Genomic DNA, 23,124 nt, shown 5'->3' with positions numbered 1-23,124 from the left:
TTAAATTATGAATAACGAACAATTACAAAATGAAATTGAAAATATATTAAATACATCAAAAATAGGTGTCCTATCTACTGCACATAACAATACACCTAATAGTAGATACATGGTATTTTATAATGATGGACACACACTTTATACTAAGACAAGCATTGAGTCTAAAAAAATTTCTGAATTTAAAGATAATACCAAAGCTCATGTACTTATAGGTTACGATGAAACGAATAATCGTAGTTTTCTAGAAATTGATGCTAATGTTGAAATACTGAAAGATCAAGAGACCATTGATTGGATTTGGAACAAACAAGATAAGTCCTTTTTTGACTCTAAGGATGATCCAAACTTGTGTGTAATTAAAGTAATACCAAAATCCATAAAAATTATGAACGATAAAAAATTAGACACACCACAAACCATTACGTTCGATTAGTTAAAAAGGCGCTTAAAATCACTTTATCAAAAAGTAATTTTAAGCGTTTTTTATATACCATTATTAATATCTTCTAACATAGCATCAACTGTAATTTTAGCACTCGTCAGTACAATTGGCACTCCTGCCCCTGGATGAACACTAGCTCCAGCAAAATACAAATTTTTGTAATCTCTGCTCACATTAGGCGGTCTGTAATAGTTACTTTGCGCTAAAGTAGGCATTAAACCAAAGGCTGCTCCAAATTTAGCATTATAATCTCCTTCAAAATCCTTAGGCGTATAAATAATTTCTGTCACAACTTGCTTTTTCAAATCTTTTAACGCTTTAATCGTAGAAAGCTTATTGTAAATAATATCTTTCACTTGTGTGATTGTTGACTCATCAGACCAATCCGTATCACCTGTTTTCAATTCTGAAACGGGCATCAGCACATAAATACCTGTTTGACCTTCTGGCGCTAACGACTGATCTTCCACACTAGGAGCGTATACATATATTGATGGATCTTGGGATATTGCCCCGGAAAATATTTCATTGATATTATTATCAAAATCCTTTGAAAATATAACATTATGTAACAAGATATCTTCAGATAAATCTTTATCAACCCCTATGTACATTAAAAAGGCTGAGCAAGAATAGTCCATATTATCAATTTTCTGTGTCGTATACTTCTTAGGATGATGTTCATTTTTAATTAAAGATGAAGTAGCATATGGGAAATCAGCAGTACAAATTATCTTGTCATACTTTTCTATATGTCCGTTTACTTTTAGTCCCTCCGCACACTTATACCTACCATCAATGATAATTTCTTCAACGTTTGCGTTGGTATAAATTCGAGTACCTAATTCTTCATTTAGCGTTTGAAGCGCTCTGACAAAGCTATACATACCACCTTTTATAAAGTGAACACCAAACATTAACTCTATCATGGGTATAATTGAATACAATGACGGGCTTCGTTTAGGGTCGATACCTATATATAATGTTTGAAACGCTAAAATCTTTTGGATTTTTTCATTATCAACATATTTTTCAATTAAATTATCTGCTTTATCAAATGTTTTGAGTTTCATACCTTGATATATAGTAAAAGGATTATAAAAATCTGTAGGTTTCCTAAACGTACGTTCTAGAAAATATTTTCGTGCTATTTCGTATCTTTCGTATATATCTGTTAAAAAGGACATAAAACCATGTGTAGAGTTAGGTTCAATACTTTCAAGCATATCTCTTAATTGAGCAAGATCTGTAGGAACGCGAATTTGATCTGTTTCACTAAAATAAACATCATATATATGTGATAATTGTTTAATTTCCAAGTAATCATTCATATTTTTTTGAGCGTAATTAAAAACGTCTCGATAAATCTCAGGCATCATTACGATGGTTGGTCCCATATCAAATGTAAATCCATCTTGCTTGATCTGATTCATCCTGCCACCTATTTGTTGGTTCTTTTCATATAAATCTACTTGGTGACCGTTTGCTGCTAATCTTGAAGCTGCAGCTAAACCTGAAACACCGCCGCCTATAACTGCAATCTTCATAATGTTTCACTCCTATTATATTTCGCACTAAGTTCACGATAAATTTTCATTTTTTTCAATTTGCTTACATATACTTTCTTATGCAACGTATAGTTTGCCTTCCTTACTTCCACAAGTATTTCATGATAAGCTATCGCAGCTAATTCGATAATGTAACGAACCTCTTCGTCAAAATAATTAATACCGTTTAATGCAATATCATATAACCTAACTGCCTCTGTAGCGTAACTTTCCCACAGTTCTATATAATTTGGCGTAACTCCTTCATAATATATAGAATGTAGATTAACTCGATATTGAGCTAATTTTTCTACACTTAGATAAATTCTTCCATTTTGAAAATCTTCGCCGACATCTCTTAAAATATTAGTTATTTGCATTGCCTTGCCTAAAGCAATCGCAGCTTCTTCAGCTTGCTCGAAATTATTTTCATTTGATGAAGTTAATATAGGAGTTAACAATTCACCGACAGTACCTGCCACACCATAGCAATACTCATATAAATCTGAATCAGTTTTCATTTCTTTTAAAACTAAATCTTCCTTCACATATTGAATTAAAGATTCAAAAGGTTTTTTAGGTATTGAATATGTATTCAATGTATTACTTAAAGCATTCATAATAGCTGCATCACTTTGATACGCTTGAATATAATCACAATCGCTATAAATCACATCTAAATCTCTAGCTATGCCGTTTAATTGCTCAAGGTCTTTGTATTTATCAATACTGTCATCTATAATTCTGCAAACTGCATAAATAGCCCAAATTGCTTTTTTCCTTTTTAAATCCAAAAAATCAAAGGCATATGAGAACGTTTTTGAATGTTCTTTCATTATATTGTGACAATGGTTATAATATCTCTCTAATTGATTCATTTATTGACCTCCTCAGTAAGCCTAGAACTTCTTGACATTTGTATAAAAAACTAAGCTATAAATCTATTCTACGGCCTTTCCAATATATACGTTTGAATACATTGATATCTAACCATGATTTAAAAAATATCACGACAAAGCATATGAAGAGCAGTGGATGACATAAACTCGCAACGATATTAAAATTTCCTGTTCTTCGAATAAATATATGAAATTGTATCGCATATATAAAATATAGAGTAATAGCTAATAATATATATAACGAGCCTAAATTAATTGAAAAAATTATCGCTAAAACTGTTGTAAGTGAACCAAATAGCCATAAAAATACAAACGTAAGCGTAGACTTTTTAGTTACTTGAGAGCCAAGTGCAAAGTGTTTACTCCAACCCTCTAAGAGCGCTTTATATCCTTGAGAATACATTCTAAAATTCACTACGCCTTGGCCTTCATGCAAACTAACTGGCAAACCTTGCTGATTATATGCTTTACTTATTGCAAAGCCTTCAATGATTTGATTTTTAGCTTTCAAATGTCCTTGTGTCAATTTATAATCTTGCTTATTTGTCACAAGGACTGGTCCAAACGCGCCTTGCTCATTATTTGCTGATTTCGTGATTGAAAATTGATTCATACCTACGATTGTCATTAAATTAAAAATCGCCGATATATTTTCATATAGCTTTTTTATCTTGTGATAAGGTTGTATTGACAACAAACCTTTACCACCTTGTAAATCATATTGATTGGCTATATTTTGAATACTATCATCACAAGCAAACTGAACATCAGCATCAACAAACATTAATAAATCATGCGTTGCATATTTGCTACCTTGCCAACAAGCATGTGACTTACCTTGCCATGTAGTATCATTTTCAACAGTATATACGCTCGCACCATAATATCTAGCGACAACTTGTGTCTCATCAGTTGAACCATCATCCATAACAATTACTTCTATTTCTTGCTCTTTACTTATACTGTTAAGTAATTTAGGTAAGTTCTCCGCTTCATTTCTAGCAGGTACAATAACACTGACGGCTGTCTGACTTCTTCCTTTTCCGGAGTTATTTATAATCGCTCGACGCGCATACATACACATTCCACTTATTAGTGATAGTATCGTCAATACTATTGCTATTATATAAAGTATCATTCAGCCTCAACTACTTTCTCCATTAATAATAGCTTCTGCTACTTGCATACCACTCAAAGTAACCATAGGCATACCAGCGCCAGGATTTACAGAACCACCTACAAAGTACAAATTTTTGAAGTACTGACTTTTTTTAGGAAATTTAAAACCTTTATTTTTCTTCTTATTGGATACTACGCCATATATAGCTCCTTTATTAGAATTGTATGTATTTTCTATATCATGTGGTATCCATACGTCTTCATATACAATGTGCTTTCTCAAATCTTTCAAGCCCATGGACTCTAATTTATCCAATATACGTTCTTGGAATTGCAGATATTCTGCTTCACTAAATGACTTACTCTGAATGTACGGTATGTGTGGCAATATTTTTATATTCTCGTGTCCCTCTGGCGCCTGTGTCTTATCTGTTTTATTTGTATTCACTACATAAATAGTCGGATCTTCAGGCAAAACATACTGGTGAAAAACTTGATCATAATTAACTTTAGAATTACTTGAAAAGAAAAAGTTATGATGTTGAAGCTCTGGATAACTTTTGTCCACACCAAGATGCATGACATAACCTGAACTAGCTGGCTCAAATTTACGTTCCAATTTGTTTATTTGGTTTGCATCAAAATTCAATAAATACTTATAAACAGGGATTACTTCCATATTAGATATAATGTAATCTGCATATATTTCCTTATTACTTTCTATTGTTATCCCTGTCACCTTATTTTGACTATTATAATTGATACGTTTTACAGGGGTGTTAAAATGTATGCCCACACCTAATTTTCTCGCTAATTGTTCCATCGCTTCCGCTAACTTATGAATGCCACCATCTACGTACCACAAACCTTCCTCATGTTGCATTTGAGGTAATAAACTCAATACAGCCGGAGCATCATAAGATGAGGAGCCGACATATTTTATGAAATAACCTAGCATTTCTCTTAAATATGGGTTATCTACCCTTTTATTAATGGCTTGTTGCATTGTATGAAAATAATCGAATTGCTTTAAAGCTGAAAACGGACCATGATAACGAATAATTGCAAACATCGTATCTAATCCCTTATCAAAGTAGCTTTTTTCAGCAACTTGATGTATCTTTTGTGCGTAACTAAAAAACGAAGAAAGTTGCTCTATATCTTTATTTGTTAACGATTCATTATTTGTTAACATATCTTCCATGGATTCATATAAATCTAAAATTTGGCCATCTGGATAAACGTTTCTAATCTGTAAACTTAACTTACGAATGCTAACATAATCTTCTAGCCTTTCATCACATCGTTGAAATAAGCGTTGAAATACTTTAGGCATGGTTAAAATTGATGGACCGAGATCAAATCCATAGTCATCTATGTCTAACCTATTTACCTTTCCACCGATATGCTTATTTTGTTCATATAAATCCACTTGATAGCCTGCTTGAGCCATACAAATTGCGCTAGCAATCCCTCCCAAGCCTCCTCCTATGACAACCACTTTCTTATTTCCCATTTAATCACCTTTTCTTTTTTGTAATTTATTATAAATACGTATTAACTTAGGGCGATTATAGCGCTGAACAATCATACAAGGCACATTAGTTATAATGACATATATAAAATTAATTATTTTAACACTTTTTGACGCTTTAAAAAACGCAATAACAGGAAATATGGATAGCAGATGAACCACCTCTGCACGTCTAGTTTCTAATATAAATCGCTGTATATCATTCATATTTTTAGATAAATCGAAAGTCGCTTTACTACTGATATTAGGGTTAAGATTTTGACCGTCTGGCAAATGATCTTTCCAATATTGCACTTTAACTAATTGTTGCCATAATTGACCCTCTTGTTCAAAATTCCAACTTCGAAAATACTTATTATCTTTTTCTAAGAACTTATAACTAATACGAGTACCAAGTTGAGCAATAATCATTTGAACTATAAACCAATATAGCGCAATATATATAATCTTTTTCATCAATTTAATTCTCAGATTTCTCTGTATAGCTTGGGTTATCTTTATTTAAATACCAATTACCAGCTGTTAAATAAGTAGCAAAAGCGCTCCAAAGCATATATGGAACTAGTAAAATGCCAGCAACTTTTTTTACATTGAAAAATTTTACAGTTGTTGTAACTACTGCGCCCAGTAATACAACACTCTCTATCAACGCACTAAAGCGTAATTTATATTTAAAGTATAATATCGACCATAGATAATTCAGGCTTAATTGCGTGTAATAAGCACCTTTGAAAGCCTTACTAGTAGATTTATTAGTCACTAATGCATAAGCTACGCCCATCGTTGTATAAAGTATTGGCCACACAATTGGAAAGACGTAGCCGGGTGGTGAAAAAGGTGGTTTAACATTATTTTTATAATCTTTTCTCGCATTTTTCACTGCAAATTTCCCTATAAATTTACCGCCTGTAATTGGTGTTATAACTTTTATAATTGTTTTAATTATCTCGTTTGCTTTCATAGTTAATCCCCTCTTTTTTTGTAAAAGTAACTAGCCTTTATTTTAGCCGTTACAATTCGGCATTGGACATGTTATTTTTTCTAGCTAAATACTTTTTCAATCCATATACTTTCAAAACAATTGCACCTGTAATAACAATTGGCAAAATAAACTTCTTTATATTAAAGTATTCTCCTTTATTAGTTTTTTGGCTATTAATCTTGAATTTAAAAAGATTCATTACACTTTTATGAACTTTTGCTTGGGTATACTTATATACCCACCAAGGTAACGTCGGTTCATATTCTTGTAACGCTATGATACATGCGTCACTATTAGGTAATCTTCTAAACTCTAATCTCGCATTACCACCATCTGAATCTAAAGCGAAATCTCCACCAACAATTCGATATAAAATTCTCTCATTATTAGAAGCTTTAAAATCTTTACTTAATAATAGTAAGTCCTTATTTAAACACGGCACACTAATCGTAAAGTTATCTTCGTTAAAATCACTATTAACGACATTTAATGTAATTCTATTTAAAAAATTTGCATATGATTCTGCCAATTGAATCATATTTACATCTTTAGGTAAGACTACCCTTGATATTGCTCTAACATCTTTAATATCGTCCTTACGTGATGACTTCCCTTTCTTTTGTGTCTTAGTTTCTTCTTCCAAGGCATTACGCACACTTTCCTTATAATCAATCTTGCCTATAGAAATGTCTTTCACAATATTTTCATCATTTCTAATCATATCATGAATTAAGCTATCCATTAACGGATAGACCATTTCTTTTGGGACACCTGAAATAAGTTTCACCCAATATTTACTTAGCCAAATGGGAATAATAGGCAAATCTATCGTAGGTAATCGTTTATCTAGTACCTCTGCAGTTTGCTTGAATAGATCTTTATAAGTCATATGACTAGGTCCACCAATATCTATCGATTCGTTCTCATTTGGATTACGCTCTACAATTTTATATAAACCATCAATCACGTCGTCTATTGCAACTGGCAATGTTGTATTATAAGCCCATTTTGGTAGTAACAGGCCAGGTAATCTTTCTACTAATTTTTTTAATATAGGGTAAGAACTTCCTTTAGAGCCTATAATCAAACCAGCTCTTAAAGTACTTACTGGTACACCATATGATCCTAAAATCTGTTCGCACTCTAAACGGCTTCTTAAATGTGGTGATAATTCATTTGTATTAGGTATCAAACCACTCATAAATACAATATGCTGAACTTTGTTATAACTTGCGGCTTTAGCAAAATTATCAGCTAATAATGCATCCATATCTTCAAAGCTCGCCTGCGTCAACTTAGCTGAAGGCATCATAGAATGGACAAGATATATAGCGATATCAATATCCTCCATTACCTCAGTGATTTCATTTAAATCAAACAAGTCAGCTACCTTCCAAGTAACATTGTGTTCATTTGATTTATTTTCTATATTTCTAGAAATAGCTATAATTTCATAGTTATCTTTTAATTTATTCATTAAGTGACTACCGATATATCCCGAAGCGCCTGTTAATAATATTTTTTTCATATATTTAGCCTCCAAATAGAAAAAGATGGGCAGGTAAACTTTACCTCAGCTCATCTTTAACTTAACGAGCTCACTTGCTCATCATCTTAATTGACAAGAGCTCCAAGTCTCTTACTTAATATTGTACCCTTCTTAAAGCTTTTCAATCTTTATTAGCAAGAATTATGAAATAACTCTACGAATCATCAAAATTGTCTAAAAAAAGGGGATAGTCTTACTTGCTTTAATGATGTCACTAGTAAAAAAAACTCTTTCCCTTTTCCTGTATAAGCTGGAATTAGTATCATATTTGCTTTAGCGCTATATAACCATTCTGGATTTAAACCAGAATTCAATATATCTTGATATTCTTGAAAAGTATTTTCCCAATTTAAGTTTATTTTCATTAATTTACCTCCTGAAAAAGCTCCCATTCGATTGTCATCAATTTCTACACTCACTTACCTATTTCCACTACATAAAAAATTCAAAACAGAAATGAACATTTTTTCAAAAAAGGTTTTCCAAAACCTAAATAAATGTAATAATGGAAACAATTCATTTTCAAGGAGTAATACGTATGGAAGCGTCAAAAAATTATAATATAATAACATTTGTTTTGTTTATTTCTGGTATCTTAATTATGTTTAATCTATATACCGCAATACCTATAACAGAGCATTTAGCAAATGATTTTGGTATATCTCAGTCAGTTGCAGCAATGAATGGTGTGGTTTTTTCAGTCACTTATTCCATTAGCTGTTTATTTTATGGTACTATTTCAGAAAAATTTGGAAGAATACGTGTCATTTTACTTTCACTGATTGGTCTAATTATAGTTTGCTTTTTGATTGGATTTGTAACTTCTTTTAATACGTTATTGATTTTACGAGGCCTCCAAGGGATATTTGCAGCTGCATTTTCTCCCATAGCTATTACTTACACTACCGAAACTTATCCACTTAAAAAGAGGTTAACAGCAGTAAGTTTTATTAGTACAAGTTTTATGCTATCTGGTATTTTAGGTCAAAATTTTTCAGAAATATTAATCAGCCAATTCGATTGGCACATTATTTTCTTTATACTTTCTTCACTATACATCTGCTTAGCTATTATCATCTTTAGAAATGTCCCAGAAAGCCCTGTAAAAAATTCAGATGTTCAAATCCTTAAATACTTTAGCAATTTCAAAGACTTTGCTAAAAATCGCAAAGTATTCATTTGCTACTTTATCTCTCTAACACTGCTTACAATATTCATCTCTATGTATGCAGTAATGAATGAATTCATACTGTCAGATTTTATTAACGGAGATAATCACACATCATTTCTAGTCAAACTATTTGGTGTTTTTGGTATGTTAAGTTCATTAGTGTCGGGACGTATTAGTAGTAGGTTTGGTGTCAAATTTGTGTTAAATATTGCTTTAGGCGTTTGTGGCGTGACATTAATATTAATGCCTTTTACACATAATATTCTGCTAATAACATTTTTAAGTATTTGCTTTGTCGCTGGAATTTCCTTTGCAGTTCCCTTAGTGATCGCAAAAGTAAATATGATAGTTTACGGAAATAGAGGTTTCTTCTTGTCTGTTAACACATTTATTCTGTTTTTAGGTACAGCAATAGCGCCCATATTATCAATTCACCTTACATCTCTACAGAATTTTATAAGTATGTTTGTAATCCTATCTTCTATTGCATTCTTAGCATTCCTTGCTTCATTATTCTTGCCAAGCGATGAACAAACAACTTATTGATGCACTTTTCATTGTTCTATAGTTTGAACTAATAAATCAATTCAAATTTAGTATTAGACGTTTACATTAATTACAATTATTCTTGCAGTAGTTTCAAAATTTTTGAGGAGTGATCATGTTATGAATTATTCACCAAAACAAGGTACACGTAGCCATGGTTTACTACACGATCCTTTTAAAAGCAGTACTGTTCCTAGACCAATTGGATGGATTTCAACAATATCAAAGGATGGTAAAGATAATTTAGCACCTTATAGCCAATACCAAAATTTAACATGGGATCCGCCTATGGTAATGTTTGCAGCTAATCAATCTGTTTTAGGAGAACACGAGCGTAAAGATACAGTTAAAAATGCAGAAGAAACAGGATGGTTTGTTTGGAACATGGCAACTTATGATTTAAGAGAAGCAGTAAACTTATCTGCTAAGGCATTGCCACCAGAAGAAGATGAATTTGAATTTGCAGGTGTAGAAAAAGAGAAATGCATTGAAGCGCCTGGTCACAGAGTCAAAGCATCTCCTGTACATTTTGAGTGTGAATATGTCCAAACAGTGCGTATCCCTACTGGCGATCCAGTATCAACTGTAGATATGGTAATAGGCCGTGTAGCACAAGTTCATATTGATGACGAAGTTATTCTAGATAATGGGAAACTTGATATACAATCTATTAGACCTATTGCGCGCTTAGGTTATTATGACTATACAGTTGTCAATCAAATTTTTGAAATGAAAGCACCATCTGCATCAAAAGAAGAGTTAGCTGGTTTAGAAGGAAGAAATTTTGATAACAAATCATAATTATTTCTTTATAAACCCCATTATTTACTAATAAAAATGCCTACTTAATTTTATAAGTTAAGTAGGCTATATTTATATTAATTTCGAATCTAATATTTATTAATTAGTAGTACCTTGAATTAATTATTAGCGTTAAAACATTAGACTTGAGCTTGCTCTAATACTCCGTCTTCCATATGATAAACCTTATCACAATATGACGTAAGTCTTTCATCATGTGTAACTACTATACAGGTTTTGTTTTTTCTTAAAGTCTGTTCCTTTAAAATCTTCATAACTTCCATAGCATTCTGGGTGTCTAAAGAGGCCGTCGGTTCATCTGCTAAAATGATTGAAGGTTGCGTATATAAAGCTTTGGCAATTGCCACACGCTGCTTTTGTCCTCCAGATATCTCACTTGGAAGCTTATTTTCAATTGTTTCCAGATTAAGCTGTGACATAAGTTGATTATACTCATCTTCACTTAGCACATTTTTCTTTTGTTTCTTTAGTAATTTAAATTGTTGTTTTACAGTTAAAAAAGACACGAGATTAGTGGCTTGCAGTATGAATCCAATTTCTTGCATTCTTGTGTGTGCTAGTACTTTCTGAGACATACCGGACACTTCGCTCTCATTAATTATAATATCACCCGAACTGGGCGTTTGGAGCGCCCCCGCCATAGTTAAAAACGTCCTTTTTCCAGAACCAGAAGGACCAATAATAGCAATGAGTTCTTTTTGATTAAATTTTAGTGAGGTAGGTTTTACGGCTTCTATTTTTTGATTTCCGTCTTGGAAATATTTAGTAACATTTGTAAATTCTAACATTTAATTACACTCCTTATTTACCCTATCGCTTTAAGTGGATCCACTTTTCTTATCGTTAATATAGAGAACAGACTACCTAATAGTGAAACAACAATCAGTACAATACCGTATATCGTTAGAGTTGCTATACTAAATTTAATAGGCACTGCACTTGGTAAAAATAATCCTGTTATTAATGTCAGTATTAATCCAACAATTGTTCCTATCAAAGCAATAATAAACGTTTGTGATATTACTACCTTTGCTAAATAACCATTTGTAAAGCCTTGAGCTTTTAATACACCAAATAAATTTGTCTTTTGCAGTGTAATCACGTATAAAAATATACCTATAACTGTTGCTGAAATAACAAATAGAAATGAAATCATAAAATTGAGGGTTAAGTTTTGTGCTTTATAGCCAGGTAAATTCTCAACAAAATTTTCAATTTCAATAGCTTCTAAATTGCTATCTAAATTCTTTTTATTCCATTCTTTATCTTTAACAACTACAGCGTTCGTCATGCCTTCTTTTAAGGATGGATTAATTTTTTCTATTGTACTATTACTTGAGAAAATCACAGGCGAAGCATTATATTTTGCACTCTCACTAAATCCTACTATTTTCAATTCTTCATCAGACTGTGATAATGACAGTTTATCACCAACTTTGAAACCATTTTCTTTAAGCGTTTCATCAGCAATAACTTCATTATCAGAATTAAATTTCTTTCCTTCAATCATATTGGGTACTAAAAAAGAATTATCTTTAACACCAAATAGCAATGCATTCTCTTCGGTATCTCCGTTAGAAACAATAACACCCGTCTGCTTTAAACTTGCTTGTTGCTTATATGTGTTTTCTACTTTATCTAAGTTAAAAACTGATTGTTCAACCGTTTGATTTGCATCTTTATTTAACACAATTGCATCAGCGCCCCATTTATCAATACCCTCTCTGTTCATATTCATTAATCCACTGGCTAAACCAGATAATAAGAACAGTAAATAACTTATCATTATCAGAACGCCAACGATTAAACTAAACTTCAATTTATTACGTTTAATTTCATTCCATGCTAAAAACATGGATGCCCTCCTTTTATTTAGTACAATAATATGATTAATTGATTTTCTATTTATGTGCAGTAAATGCCTTAACATAGATTTTAACAATTTAATATAATATTTCATAGTATATGATTCAAGATTTAAATTAGATCCAACGCAATTTGACTAATTAACACAAGTACCCCCTATTCCTTAATTAAGAAATAAATATAAATTAGAGGTGGTTCAAGGATATTTAAATAGTTCATTAACTGCCTAGATAAAATTAATACGAATAGCGATAAGACACCTATTAAAAGTGGTAATCTAAAATCATTAAGACTTTCTATCGATTTCATTCTAACTGTAAATCCTCCTGCCATAAACATCGCCATCCAAAAACCCGCCAAAGATTGCAAAGTTTGTGTAAACTATGCCGATTAACAAACTAAAACTACCTATTATTTGTATGACACCTGTTAAATGCATAAACTATATTAGTATATTTAGATTTTTAAATTTAACCTTTGCATTTTTACTACTAATAATGTTTGTAACTGATAACCCTGTAAATCCAGTTCAGAGAATAAGTTGAATAATTATTTCTATCATTTGCTTTCCTACTTTCTATTAAGTAATAACTATCGTATTATAATTTAAGTCGATAGTTCCTTCCTGAAGTATTAATTTTCCACTTATATTTCACTATTAACATGTATAATTGTCGACAACAAAGTGTATTTCTATCTACTATATTACACATTTTTTAAATTAACTTGCTAATTAAATTATTATTATTATAGGTTAAGTGAATACAACAGCATAATTAATTAGATGCCGCAGAAAATATATTTTCTTTTTAACGAAACTAAATGCTAAAGCTATAGTGCTTAATACATTCTTCCTGTACCTTTTGTTCTTGTGTGTTAATATCATCATTACTAGCTTCATTTTCACGATTTGCATCATCTATTTCGTTGTTTTCTTTTGTATCTAATTCATTATTATTATCATCCTATTTCTGCAATTCTTTTTTCTAATTCTACTTCTTGATACTTGTTGTATTCGAAGGCTGCCACCGTTGCTAAAATACCTAAAATACCTAAAATACCTAAAATACCTAAAATAGCAATTACCGTGATTATACTTAGTAATTTTCTCATAATATATTCATCTTTAAGTTTAATAATTGCCTCCTTGACCATTGGCGCGTGCTTCAACCTGACCTCTTAAATATTCTTTATATGCTGGATTTTTAGATAATTCATCTACTGCATCAGCATCTTCGCTTGACATGCCTTCTTTATATGCATCTAAAAAATCATCATCAGACATGTTTTTAGCATCTTCAGCTGTATATTTAGGTGAGCTTTCTTCTGTATTTTCTCCATTTGTAGCTCCACCACCAGATTGGGCCATAACACCTTTTTCAAACTCTTCCTCTTCTTCAGGAGAATCAAATTCACCAGTATAGTCTATGCCATTCTTAGTTTTTTTAATTTCTTCACCATCTTCTGTTGTTCGCACTTCATTAGTATTGAGTTCTTCATTAGAATTATTATTTGTGTTTGTTGGTTCTTGAATTTCTGTTTGGTTTGTAGTTTGATTTTGTTGTTCTTTTTTGGAAGTTTTGTTTTTACTATCTTTTTGTTTGTTTTCAGTTACTTTAGTTTGTTCTTTTTTAAGTTCTAAATCTTTGTAACTTCCATATGCAAATACAACTGCAACTCCCAATATTGCAACTAATAAAATAACTCCTAAACTTGCTAAAAATTTTTTCAACTTAATATCCCCATTCTTTCTAAAATCGCTTTATATTATTATATTAATCTATTTTTCTACGCTTTTATATAATTATTATTAGAATAATTAAAAAAGACATACTTTTTAGGTCAATATGTCTTTGAAAAATATTACTTTCTTATTGTTCTTTAATTTCTATCGGCTGACCCAATTTACTTTCTATAATTTGTGAAATTTCTTTTCCTAATGGCCCTTTGATTACAAGTGTACGTCTTGCAACTGAGGTAAGTATTCCAAATACGGCTCCGATGGCTAGTATACTTCCACCAGAAGTCAAAGCAATTACTGATCCTAATGCAATTTTCCCCAATTGTTTAAAAGGTTTTTTGTTAAATATAACTGTTATTCCAATAACATTAGGTGTCTTTGTCTCTCCAATAATAATTAAATAATTACTTTTATGACTCTTAAAATGATATGTTATTATTTGTGCATTATCTTTAAATACTTTTAATAGTTCGCGCTCATGGCTATTCGATTTTTCAAGAATTTCTTCTTCTTTAAGGACTTCGGTTTCTTTACTAAATGTATATTTTTTATTTAAAGCAAGTGTTTTTAGTTCATTTTCAAAATCATTTAAAGATTTCGCTTCATAATATGCAAATTCCATTTATTTCACTCCCTGTTATTTTTCCCATTTGTTCGTTTCGTGATTATAAGTGAATCCTCTCTCTTGTAATAAGGATTTAGCCGCAATATAAGTATCATAATCCCCATCATCTTTCTTCTGTATCTCATATATTTCCATTAAGTCTTGGTTAGAGCTATCACTTAAAGCGTCTCTCATCAAACCTCTATCGCCTGTTGTTTCCCAAATCGCACCTATGGCAGCGCCAACAGTCGCAACTGAATAATATGCTGCTGCACCGACACCTTTCCCAATACCTTTACCTATCGTTTTTATTATGTTGCCCATGATTCCCATTCCTTTCGTATTTAATAATTTATAAAATATTGTAAATTATGTTTATTCTTGAACCTGTTGTTTTAAATATGTTGACTGCAATAAAAGTAATTCATCCATCACTTGTTCTCTCAAATCAGGGGGTGAAATAATACGTATATTGGATCGATACATAAAACAGAGTTGAATCGCTTCGAGTCTTGTCATCTTAAAAGTGACGATAAGATAATGTGCATCAAATTTTTCTATTACATGAATTTGATAATATCGATGCATTTTTAACCAAACATCTTTAGCAATTTCAAAAGTAATATAGGTTAGTACCTTTGATTTTTCTTGTAGGTCCATAGATTTTTCAGACAAACTCAGATTCATTTGATTAATATCATCGATATAAATTTCATCATCCATTCGATATACTAAGTAAAAAGTATACATTTGATAGTACATCGATAAAGGTAATAATAGTTTTTGGTTGTATTGAAGATATTTATTTTCGTTCATTGCTTGAACAGCTAATGATGACGTCAAAATACCTGTTTGATTTTTATCAATTTCAAAGCGGTCAAGATATTTTAATAATGTAGTTCGATGATCTGAGTGGTGTTTAATGATTAATAATTTAAGATATTGATAAAAGTAATGGCTTAATTTTGGTGTAGTCAGGTATAAAGCAGTCAAAATATCATACATAAAATACATATTTTCACTTTTATTTTGTTCGAACTTATAACTTTCTGATTTATAATCGTACGTAATTTCTTTAGGTGCACTTATCCATGATTTACTTTCATATAAGAAGTTTCTGATATCATCGATATCTCTTTGTATCGTTCGAGGACTTGTCTCAAGTTCTAATGTAAGTGATTGCTTGTTGACGGATTTATTTTGTAGTAACCGATTGTATATTGTTAATATTCGAAATGCACGATCCAATATGTCACCTCCTTTAAGTTATATATTACAAAATAGGTTTGTCACAATAAGTCAATACTCCGTATATTTATTAAAAGTTGTGAAAAATATTTTTCAGATAAAAACATTGATATAAAGGGATTTTATAAATGTTGGAAAGTGACAAAGTAACGGTAGTGACAAAATACGGCTATACCTCTACCTTGAAATCATGTTGTCTAATGGAATAGGTATGACTATCTGAGAAAATAATATGGTCATAAAGTAAAATGCCCATCATTTCACTGATGAGCATTAACCGTTCGGTTACATTGATATCTTCAGGAGAGGGTGTCAGATCTCCACTTGGATGATTATGGCCTAAAATAATACTGTTGGCGTTACTGAGCAGTGCTGTTTTGAATATTTCTCTAGGGTGAATCACTGTTTGGTTAATAGATCCAATCGATAGTGTTTGAATATGTGTAGGTTCATTTTTACTGTTCATACATATAAGAATGAGATGCTCTCGGTCACTGTTTCCAATGAATGAACGCATGATTTCTGCCGCATCCTCAGGGTTTGAAATACGAGCTTTTAGATAACTTAATGTATTTGTTTTTATCATTTGTAGTGAAACGATATTGATTTCTTTCATAATTTACCTCCATCCTCCATATATAGGTTACGCTTTCAAAGTCCATTTCTGTCTTGCTTTCGGATTAAGGGGATGCATGATTTCATTGGTGGCTGGATTAATGAGTCGTTTCACTTTCTTTTTATGTGGTTTTAACATTTCCAATATTTCATTGACTCTAGACTCAACAACTGATTTTTTAGCGTATGCACCCCAAGCTAATATAACTTCATCTGCTTCTTTAACAGCTTTCATGATTTGAATGTCAGTGTGCTTATCATGACTATTTTCTATATGCTTTATATTTGTGGTTGTTATCATGTTTGAATATAGGTTCACAAAATTAATTGATCCGAAGTCTTTCATTTCAGATACTTTATTTAGAATTAATTGAGTCGTTAAATCTAATTTTTGGGTTCCTTCTAAATTTGGATAACAAGTTATAACTGAAATTATCTTTTTATCTTTGTCCCACGTTTTTTTGAGTAAATAACGATGTTTATTATCATCACTAAATATTGCTTCAGTTTCTAATATACATTGTATATTCTGCATGATTGATGCCTCCTATTAATATTCTTCAGGTAGTAACATGACGTAATAAGAAAGGTCTACATCATCTTCTCGGATAATATAGACCTTATTTATATTGATAGCTTTTGAATAATTAGCTTTATGTGTTTTGACATACTCAGGGCGTTCTTGTTGGTGTTTGACAAATAATTGATTATTGTACATGTTGAACTGGAAAACATGAAAGTAATCTATTGCTTCTAGTTTCTTGGACTGTTCGTTTTCACGTTGCGCTACAAGTTGCCATAATTGATGTTGTAATGTGGTAGGTAAGTTTTGGGCAATACCACGAGTGATATATCTATTCATAAGAGACCTCCTTTCGTTCTGATTCTTTCATCCATATAATGATTTCGCTTAGAATAGTGACGACTAATTGTGTGATTTTAATGTATTTATACATATTATTGTCCTCCGGTTAGTAAGTATCGTTGATCTAACAGTGGTATAACTGTGTTGTGTAGATATAAGAAATCCATGTCATTGTTTTCGTCGATATAGCCGATAGCTATGAGTTGTTTCTGATAATAGAGAATGAACGGATATATATTGCTTTTGTGAAGTGTGTCAGAGTAGTAGGTATTAGTCTGAAGCATTTTTTTACTAAGTGGCCCAAGTCTTACGTATTGGTCAGGTAGAATATCATCAGCGATTTCCTCGATAGATTCACATTCCCACTTTTCATCCTTTGGTAGTTTGAATAAGTTGGTTATATAGTGCTTGAGTTGTTGTTCCAGTGTCATAATTATGACCTCCTAGTCTATTTGATTGATGCATACATTTGTTACATCATTTTGATAATATATATTTGATATTCAGTTCATTTCTATCACTTTCATCACTCATGATTAAGTGGCAAAAGTGGTGATTTTGTCGATAGAATATTTCTGTGTACCATAAATAATAAAGTGAATTTTGGGCATAAAAAAAGACCCCCAATCTTTTTTCAAAGATTGAGGGATAAGACTTTCGTCAATTTTATACCGTACGAGCTTCACTTTTTTATCTGTAGTAATTTCAATAGAGTCAATCAACATCTTCATAAGTTGATTTTTTGCTTCTGGTGTAGCTTCTCTTAAGTAGACACTAAATCGGCTAATCATCATGGTTAAACGGCTTTTAAGTTTATCAAAATTTGGTACTTCAGCTTGTGATTCAGTAGCTTGTTGCGCTTCTTTAATTTGCTTATCTAGCATCTCTAGTTGTTCATTCATCTGACTTTGTTTTGCTTTTAACATTTCGCTATCCATTTGGTCATCTAAGAACAATTCCAAAAGGCGTTCTTGTTGCGTTTTGATTTTAGACTTTTGTTTTTCTAAACTATCAATATCAATCATAATGTTACTTTTAGTATTATGCTTTCCCTTAAGTTCAGCTATAACATTAGTGGCAATATCTTTAATTACGTTAGGTTGAGAAAGAATACGATTAAGATGAACGTTAATAACTCTTTCTACAACTTCTGCATTAATAGCGTTACTATGACATGCCGAACTGCCGGAACGATTGAACAATGAACAAATGTAATAACGTTTGATTGTCCGTTCTTTTGATTTCTTTGTTTTGTAGTAGGTACGTCGACATACCATATTATTACCGCATTCTGGGCATTTGATAAGGCCACGAAGGTAAAAATCTCCACCTATTGGTCTGCCTGGTTTAAAACTTTTAGAAGCCAATTTCTCATGAACTTGATCAAATACGTCTTCACTTATAATGGCTTCATGTTTCCCTTTGACCAATATCACATCATTTTCATCACTTTTACCACCTCTTCGCTGAACTGCCCAGTTTTGATGGTTATTAAATCTAACAAAACCTTTATAGACTGGATTATTCAAAATATATTTCACGCCGAACACTGAAAATGGTTTTTGATTAATAGTGCGATATCCTTTTTGATTTAGAATTGTCGTGATTGCTTTAAGTCCTTTATTGTGATTCAAATATAAATCAAAGATTTCCCGTACAATATTAGCTTCATTTTCATCGATAACCAAATCATTTTTTTGTGTAAGTGGGTTAAGTGATAACTTATATCCCAGCAACCTGCCTGTGATAGCCTCTCCACTGCGTGCTTTAGAATTCATAGAAAATTTCACATTCGAAATCAAAGTCTGGCGTTCTATAGATCCTATTAACCCAAACATTGTAACTAAAACTTCACCAGATGCATTGGATGTATCAATATTCTCAGAAATCGATTTATAACCTACGCCATGCTCTTTGAATTCATGAATAATATTAAACACGTCTCTCATTGAGCGTGAGATACGATTCAATTTCCAACTTAACACCATTTCGATTTTATTATCCTTAACATCTTGTAATAGACGTTTCATTGCTGGTCGACCTTCAATATTTTTACCTGATATACCAGAATCGATATAAGTTTCATAGTCATAACCTGGATAGTTTTTCACAACCTCTTTGATAAGTACTTGTTCTTGTTCATGGATTGAGTACCCATGCTCCGACTGCTCTGACGTACTAACGCGTGAATAAAGTGCAATTTTACCCTTCATATCATACCGCTCCTTTTATTAGATTATTGCTACAGACCATCGGTCTTGTAACATCATATGGATAATATATATTTATAATTTCGTTTCATTTTTTATCACTTTTACCACTTAATCATATGAGTACTACAGGCAACTGCCTGTAGTACGTAATTAGATTACTTACCTTTATTGATACGTTCTTCTATGATAGGCACAAGCACTTCTACAAATGCTTCAATTTGTTCATTATTCATCGTCAAAGTCCTCCCATTCAAAGTCTAAATTCTCTTCATCTAATGCCTCATCGTCTGTTATATTTTCATTTTTATCTAATGAAATAATATTATCTTTTTCAGAAATATCATGAATCTCTTTTTTATCGGCTTCTTTCCAACCTAAATCAATCCAATAATCGTAGCCATTGTATAGTTTGGTTTGAGTATCAAAGTTTGCTTGAATTAACTGTTTAATAACCTGAGAACTCACCTTTATTTCTTCATTAATAACTTTATTTAACTCGGATACTTTGATTCGTGATCCTGGTTTGATTTCTATAAGTTTTCTGAGTAAATTAATACACGCTTTCTGATTTGCAATACTTGCGGACCTGCTAGAAACAAATTCATATCCAAAATTTAACCAATCGTGAGTAATTTCAGTGACACGACTATTTTCAAGGTACTCGATATCTGCTTTTACAATCTGTTGATACACATACATCAAGTAAAGAAAGATTTCTTTCTTCTCACTCTGGAGCTTATCAATTAATGAAGTATCCGCTTTTTCAACATAATATTCACATGGAATAACATTAATTCGACGCTCCAAAGCTTTCGCATGTTCAGCAGGAAAATTAAGTACCGCATTTGTACCAAAAACAAGTTTCAAATCCAAAGTGACCTCCACTTGAGTTTTTCCTTTACGATCAACATGCATTGATTCTACAGATAATAACTTTTTGAAGTCATTTACAATCTTTTCTTGAATCCTAGATTGTCCAATTTCATGACTTGCCATTAGACTTTTGTCAATTAAACTTTCTTTGTCAAAGCGACCTTCAAGCTCATTAAGTGCCTTAGACACAATATCTTTACTATAGAAAAATGATTTAACTAGTTCAATATATACAGATTTACCATTCTTAGCTCCACCGTATAATATGAGACCCCTACGGTATTTAGTATCAGCTGTAAGTAACACTGCTGTATGTTGGAAAAGAAAGTATTGTAAATCATCGTCATAATTCGCAAGTTGTAGCATATATTGATTAAAATATGGCGGTATCTTATCAGTAATTACATCATTTGTACTTAATGATAAATTCAATCGTGTTTTTGGAAAGATATCGATTGAATTTTTAACGACTTGAAACGTATTAAGATCGAACATATTTTCACCACAACCAATATAGTGCTCATTCTCAACAAGTTCTTCTACATCTGTTGATTTTTGCAATCCATCTACGACATTTTTTAGAGTGCTTAGTGAAGGCTTATAATCTACAAGCAATACTTGTATCATTTTAGATATCAAGTCTTGTAATTCATCTCCATTTATCTTTTGCCACTCGTTAGCTTTGAAAATAAACAGTTCTGAATTAAAGCGTTTGATATGAAAAACCTTTATCATCATTTCCATGAGTACGGTGTCATTAGGATTCTTCTTAATACCAAAATAACTATAGATGTTATGTCGATAATCCGTATCTTTTGGGATATTAAGTCGTAACTGATCGATAAGTTCGTTATACACGGTTTCACCTTGAGCCGTTTCTTCTATTTCATCGTCATTATTAACAGGAATAGTTAGGATAGCAATCAGACCTTTACGGTCGATTGCCTCCTTAGCCACACTTATTATTTTAGTTAACATTTCGAATATACTGTTCATTATAATATGCCTCCAGTTTCATTTAATGGTGCTACATCGTGTACATAATAATTACCGTTATATTGACCAATAAAGATTAAATGCTTTCGGTCAATGTAAGGTTCATATATTTTGTGACCCACGCTATAGTTGCTATGATTCTTTAGCCAATCATTAATTGACACCTGCTTAGCTGTCGCATGTGTTGAAATATTACGATTCGCGTATACAATCTGATTGTTCACTTCAATTTCATACGTGAATTGGTGTTTTACTTCACCTGAGAAATCTGTTTGGCTCACAGAATGTAACGTAGCTACATATATATTATTTTCTTTAAGTGGTGTAATACTTGGAATGTGTAGGCTTTGTCCTCTATCATTATTCATGGTCTACGCCTCCTATTTCTTCCACTGTCACATGTGCAAATTCACCATTGAACAACTGGTTAGCCGTATCTTTCATTAACTGACCCACATTTTGTGCAATTTCTTCATCTTCACATTCAATCATAATCGCATCGTGTATCGGTACTATAATCTTGAACGTTTTTTGTTCGCACTGTGCTTTGTACACTTCCAACAAAATGTGCTTGAAAACATAACTCGCTACAGTTTGTACGTAGATTGCCATGATACTGCTACCTTGAAATGCGCTCATATCATGCTCAATACCATAAGGCATAGTCATGGATTTATTCTCTTCGACTTGTTTCTTCAGATTCCACACTTTTGTGAATTGGCTGACTGCATCCAACCATTGCACTTCACTTACATATTGATTCAGCTTGAATTTAGGTTTTTTGAAGTTGCCGCCAAATAGAAACGAACCAATAAATGCAAGTTTAACAAATACTCTTAACTCATCTGGTAAATCTAATTTGCTTAGTAATGCGTCATACAAGCCTTCTTTTTGATTCAAGTAATTTATCAATTTTGGATCTTGTGTAATATGTGCTACGACCGATGGTTCAAATGACTTGAAATCGATTGTATATACCTTTTTAAATTGTGAAGGTAAAATCGTATGTTGAACGACTTTAGGTAAACCTTGAATATTAAAATTTTTAGTTGTGATTCGATGTGTTCGTGTACCAATCAACGATAATTGCGTATATAATCGATTCGTACCATTTAATGCCTGTTCTAACCTATCAAATAGCTTTTCGATTTTATCAGAATGTTCATCATTCTTGGCTCTTTCAAGCATTGTTGCTTTGATATCTGGTAATTTTTCGATATTAAATTTAATGGATTCTGATTCAATTTCTTCCTTTAATGCTTCCAATCCTTGATGTACTTCCACATATTGGTCTAACTTAGCTTGTTCGTCAGCTAAAAGTGCATTATATTTTTGATCTAACTGCTGGCTGAATTGTTGCTGCAATTGTTGAACATCAGTTTGGTTAGATGATTTGTCCATTAACCATTGTTGTGCTTTATTGCTTAGAGCCTGCAACATTATTTTATGTCTTGTCTCCATTTGAATCTTCTCCTTTATGGTTGAAAGTGGC

At 31.9% G+C, this 23,124-nt stretch carries 26 protein-coding genes and 1 pseudogene; 3 read left to right on the top strand and 24 right to left on the bottom strand.

Annotation, left to right across the window (positions count from 1 at the left end; genetic code table 11):
* Nucleotides 1-7 precede the first annotated feature (7 nt).
* A complete protein-coding gene (locus MUA37_RS00285) occupies nt 8-433 on the top strand; it encodes a pyridoxamine 5'-phosphate oxidase family protein (RefSeq protein ID WP_262624713.1) in 426 nt (141 codons plus the stop codon).
* 50 nt (nt 434-483) lie between these two features.
* On the opposite strand, the gene MUA37_RS00280 is transcribed toward MUA37_RS00285, so the two are convergent.
* The 8 genes and pseudogenes from MUA37_RS00280 to MUA37_RS00245 all read right to left on the bottom strand — a co-directional run bounded on the left by MUA37_RS00280 (nt 484) and on the right by MUA37_RS00245 (nt 8,437).
* The gene (locus tag MUA37_RS00280; protein ID WP_262624712.1) at nt 484-1,989 is read right to left on the bottom strand and encodes a phytoene desaturase family protein; all 1,506 of its coding nucleotides are present in this window, start codon (nt 1,987-1,989) and stop codon (nt 484-486) included.
* Nucleotides 1,986-2,867, bottom strand: coding sequence for a phytoene/squalene synthase family protein (locus MUA37_RS00275; protein WP_262561546.1), 882 nt, complete (start codon nt 2,865-2,867; stop codon nt 1,986-1,988). Before MUA37_RS00275 ends, MUA37_RS00280 begins: the two co-directional genes overlap by 4 nt.
* 55 nt (nt 2,868-2,922) lie before the next feature.
* A complete protein-coding gene (locus MUA37_RS00270) occupies nt 2,923-4,026 on the bottom strand; it encodes a glycosyltransferase family 2 protein (protein ID WP_172604803.1) in 1,104 nt (367 codons plus the stop codon).
* Between the two features lie 6 nt (nt 4,027-4,032).
* Nucleotides 4,033-5,523, bottom strand: coding sequence for a phytoene desaturase family protein (locus MUA37_RS00265; RefSeq protein ID WP_071561843.1), 1,491 nt, complete (start codon nt 5,521-5,523; stop codon nt 4,033-4,035).
* A complete protein-coding gene (locus tag MUA37_RS00260) occupies nt 5,524-5,997 on the bottom strand; it encodes a glycosyl-4,4'-diaponeurosporenoate acyltransferase CrtO family protein (RefSeq protein ID WP_071561842.1) in 474 nt (157 codons plus the stop codon).
* Between the two features lie 4 nt (nt 5,998-6,001).
* Nucleotides 6,002-6,502 carry a TspO/MBR family protein gene (locus tag MUA37_RS00255; RefSeq protein ID WP_071561841.1) on the bottom strand — a complete coding sequence of 167 codons (501 nt, stop codon included), beginning with the start codon at nt 6,500-6,502 and terminating at the stop codon, nt 6,002-6,004.
* Nucleotides 6,503-6,551: 49 nt separating this feature from the next.
* Complete coding sequence (locus MUA37_RS00250) at nt 6,552-8,051, bottom strand: NAD-dependent epimerase/dehydratase family protein (RefSeq protein WP_262561542.1); 1,500 nt, start codon at nt 8,049-8,051, stop codon at nt 6,552-6,554.
* Nucleotides 8,052-8,246: 195 nt separating this feature from the next.
* Nucleotides 8,247-8,437: pseudogene (locus MUA37_RS00245) on the bottom strand (hypothetical protein).
* Between the two features lie 173 nt (nt 8,438-8,610).
* Between MUA37_RS00245 and MUA37_RS00240 the strand changes: the two are divergent.
* Nucleotides 8,611-9,789 (top strand): MFS transporter, encoded by a 1,179-nt coding sequence (locus MUA37_RS00240; protein ID WP_262561540.1) that lies wholly within the window; start codon nt 8,611-8,613, stop codon nt 9,787-9,789.
* 120 nt (nt 9,790-9,909) lie between these two features.
* A complete protein-coding gene (locus tag MUA37_RS00235) occupies nt 9,910-10,590 on the top strand; it encodes a flavin reductase family protein (RefSeq protein ID WP_262561539.1) in 681 nt (226 codons plus the stop codon).
* Between the two features lie 140 nt (nt 10,591-10,730).
* Here the strand turns inward: MUA37_RS00235 and MUA37_RS00230 are convergent, their stop codons facing one another.
* The 16 genes from MUA37_RS00230 to MUA37_RS00155 form a co-directional block, all read right to left on the bottom strand.
* The gene (locus tag MUA37_RS00230; RefSeq protein WP_262624711.1) at nt 10,731-11,399 is read right to left on the bottom strand and encodes an ABC transporter ATP-binding protein; all 669 of its coding nucleotides are present in this window, start codon (nt 11,397-11,399) and stop codon (nt 10,731-10,733) included.
* Nucleotides 11,400-11,416: 17 nt separating this feature from the next.
* Nucleotides 11,417-12,466 (bottom strand): ABC transporter permease, encoded by a 1,050-nt coding sequence (locus MUA37_RS00225; protein WP_107386643.1) that lies wholly within the window; start codon nt 12,464-12,466, stop codon nt 11,417-11,419.
* Nucleotides 12,467-12,633: 167 nt separating this feature from the next.
* Nucleotides 12,634-12,822, bottom strand: coding sequence for a hypothetical protein (locus MUA37_RS00220; protein WP_262561536.1), 189 nt, complete (start codon nt 12,820-12,822; stop codon nt 12,634-12,636).
* Between the two features lie 615 nt (nt 12,823-13,437).
* Nucleotides 13,438-13,632 carry a hypothetical protein gene (locus tag MUA37_RS00215; RefSeq protein WP_262624710.1) on the bottom strand — a complete coding sequence of 65 codons (195 nt, stop codon included), beginning with the start codon at nt 13,630-13,632 and terminating at the stop codon, nt 13,438-13,440.
* A complete protein-coding gene (locus MUA37_RS00210) occupies nt 13,610-14,209 on the bottom strand; it encodes a hypothetical protein (protein WP_107517905.1) in 600 nt (199 codons plus the stop codon). The genes MUA37_RS00215 and MUA37_RS00210 overlap by 23 nt, the downstream gene beginning before the upstream one ends.
* Before the next feature lie 139 nt (nt 14,210-14,348).
* A complete protein-coding gene (locus tag MUA37_RS00205) occupies nt 14,349-14,840 on the bottom strand; it encodes a hypothetical protein (protein ID WP_107386471.1) in 492 nt (163 codons plus the stop codon).
* Between the two features lie 15 nt (nt 14,841-14,855).
* A complete protein-coding gene (locus tag MUA37_RS00200) occupies nt 14,856-15,146 on the bottom strand; it encodes a hypothetical protein (RefSeq protein ID WP_107386472.1) in 291 nt (96 codons plus the stop codon).
* Nucleotides 15,147-15,197: 51 nt separating this feature from the next.
* Nucleotides 15,198-16,070: a WYL domain-containing transcriptional regulator gene (locus MUA37_RS00195; protein ID WP_262561534.1), complete on the bottom strand. Its 873-nt coding sequence runs from the start codon at nt 16,068-16,070 to the stop codon at nt 15,198-15,200.
* Between the two features lie 169 nt (nt 16,071-16,239).
* Nucleotides 16,240-16,686 (bottom strand): JAB domain-containing protein, encoded by a 447-nt coding sequence (locus tag MUA37_RS00190; RefSeq protein ID WP_262561533.1) that lies wholly within the window; start codon nt 16,684-16,686, stop codon nt 16,240-16,242.
* 27 nt (nt 16,687-16,713) lie between these two features.
* Nucleotides 16,714-17,220 carry a DUF1643 domain-containing protein gene (locus MUA37_RS00185; RefSeq protein ID WP_262561532.1) on the bottom strand — a complete coding sequence of 169 codons (507 nt, stop codon included), beginning with the start codon at nt 17,218-17,220 and terminating at the stop codon, nt 16,714-16,716.
* Nucleotides 17,221-17,235: 15 nt separating this feature from the next.
* A complete protein-coding gene (locus MUA37_RS00180; protein WP_262561531.1) occupies nt 17,236-17,547 on the bottom strand; it encodes a DUF960 domain-containing protein in 312 nt (103 codons plus the stop codon).
* A gap of 95 nt (nt 17,548-17,642) precedes the next feature.
* Entirely contained in the window at nt 17,643-17,981 is a 339-nt protein-coding gene (locus MUA37_RS00175) for an SAUGI family uracil-DNA glycosylase inhibitor (protein ID WP_262561529.1), read from the bottom strand.
* 105 nt (nt 17,982-18,086) lie between these two features.
* Nucleotides 18,087-19,763, bottom strand: a complete 1,677-nt coding sequence (gene ccrC / locus MUA37_RS00170; RefSeq protein ID WP_262561527.1) for a cassette chromosome recombinase CcrC — start codon at nt 19,761-19,763, stop codon at nt 18,087-18,089.
* A gap of 225 nt (nt 19,764-19,988) precedes the next feature.
* The gene (locus MUA37_RS00165; protein WP_262561525.1) at nt 19,989-21,632 is read right to left on the bottom strand and encodes a DUF5906 domain-containing protein; all 1,644 of its coding nucleotides are present in this window, start codon (nt 21,630-21,632) and stop codon (nt 19,989-19,991) included.
* Nucleotides 21,632-22,000, bottom strand: a complete 369-nt coding sequence (locus tag MUA37_RS00160) for a hypothetical protein (protein WP_002494603.1) — start codon at nt 21,998-22,000, stop codon at nt 21,632-21,634. Before MUA37_RS00160 ends, MUA37_RS00165 begins: the two co-directional genes overlap by 1 nt.
* Nucleotides 21,993-23,093 (bottom strand): DNA polymerase, encoded by a 1,101-nt coding sequence (locus tag MUA37_RS00155; protein WP_262561524.1) that lies wholly within the window; start codon nt 23,091-23,093, stop codon nt 21,993-21,995. The genes MUA37_RS00160 and MUA37_RS00155 overlap by 8 nt, the downstream gene beginning before the upstream one ends.
* Nucleotides 23,094-23,124 lie beyond the last annotated feature (31 nt).

The organism is Staphylococcus arlettae (assembly GCF_025560845.1).
Taxonomy (GTDB): Bacteria; Bacillota; Bacilli; order Staphylococcales; family Staphylococcaceae; genus Staphylococcus; species Staphylococcus arlettae.
The sequence above is the reverse complement of the archived record's forward strand: the minus strand, read 5'-3'. Positions and strand labels throughout refer to the sequence as shown.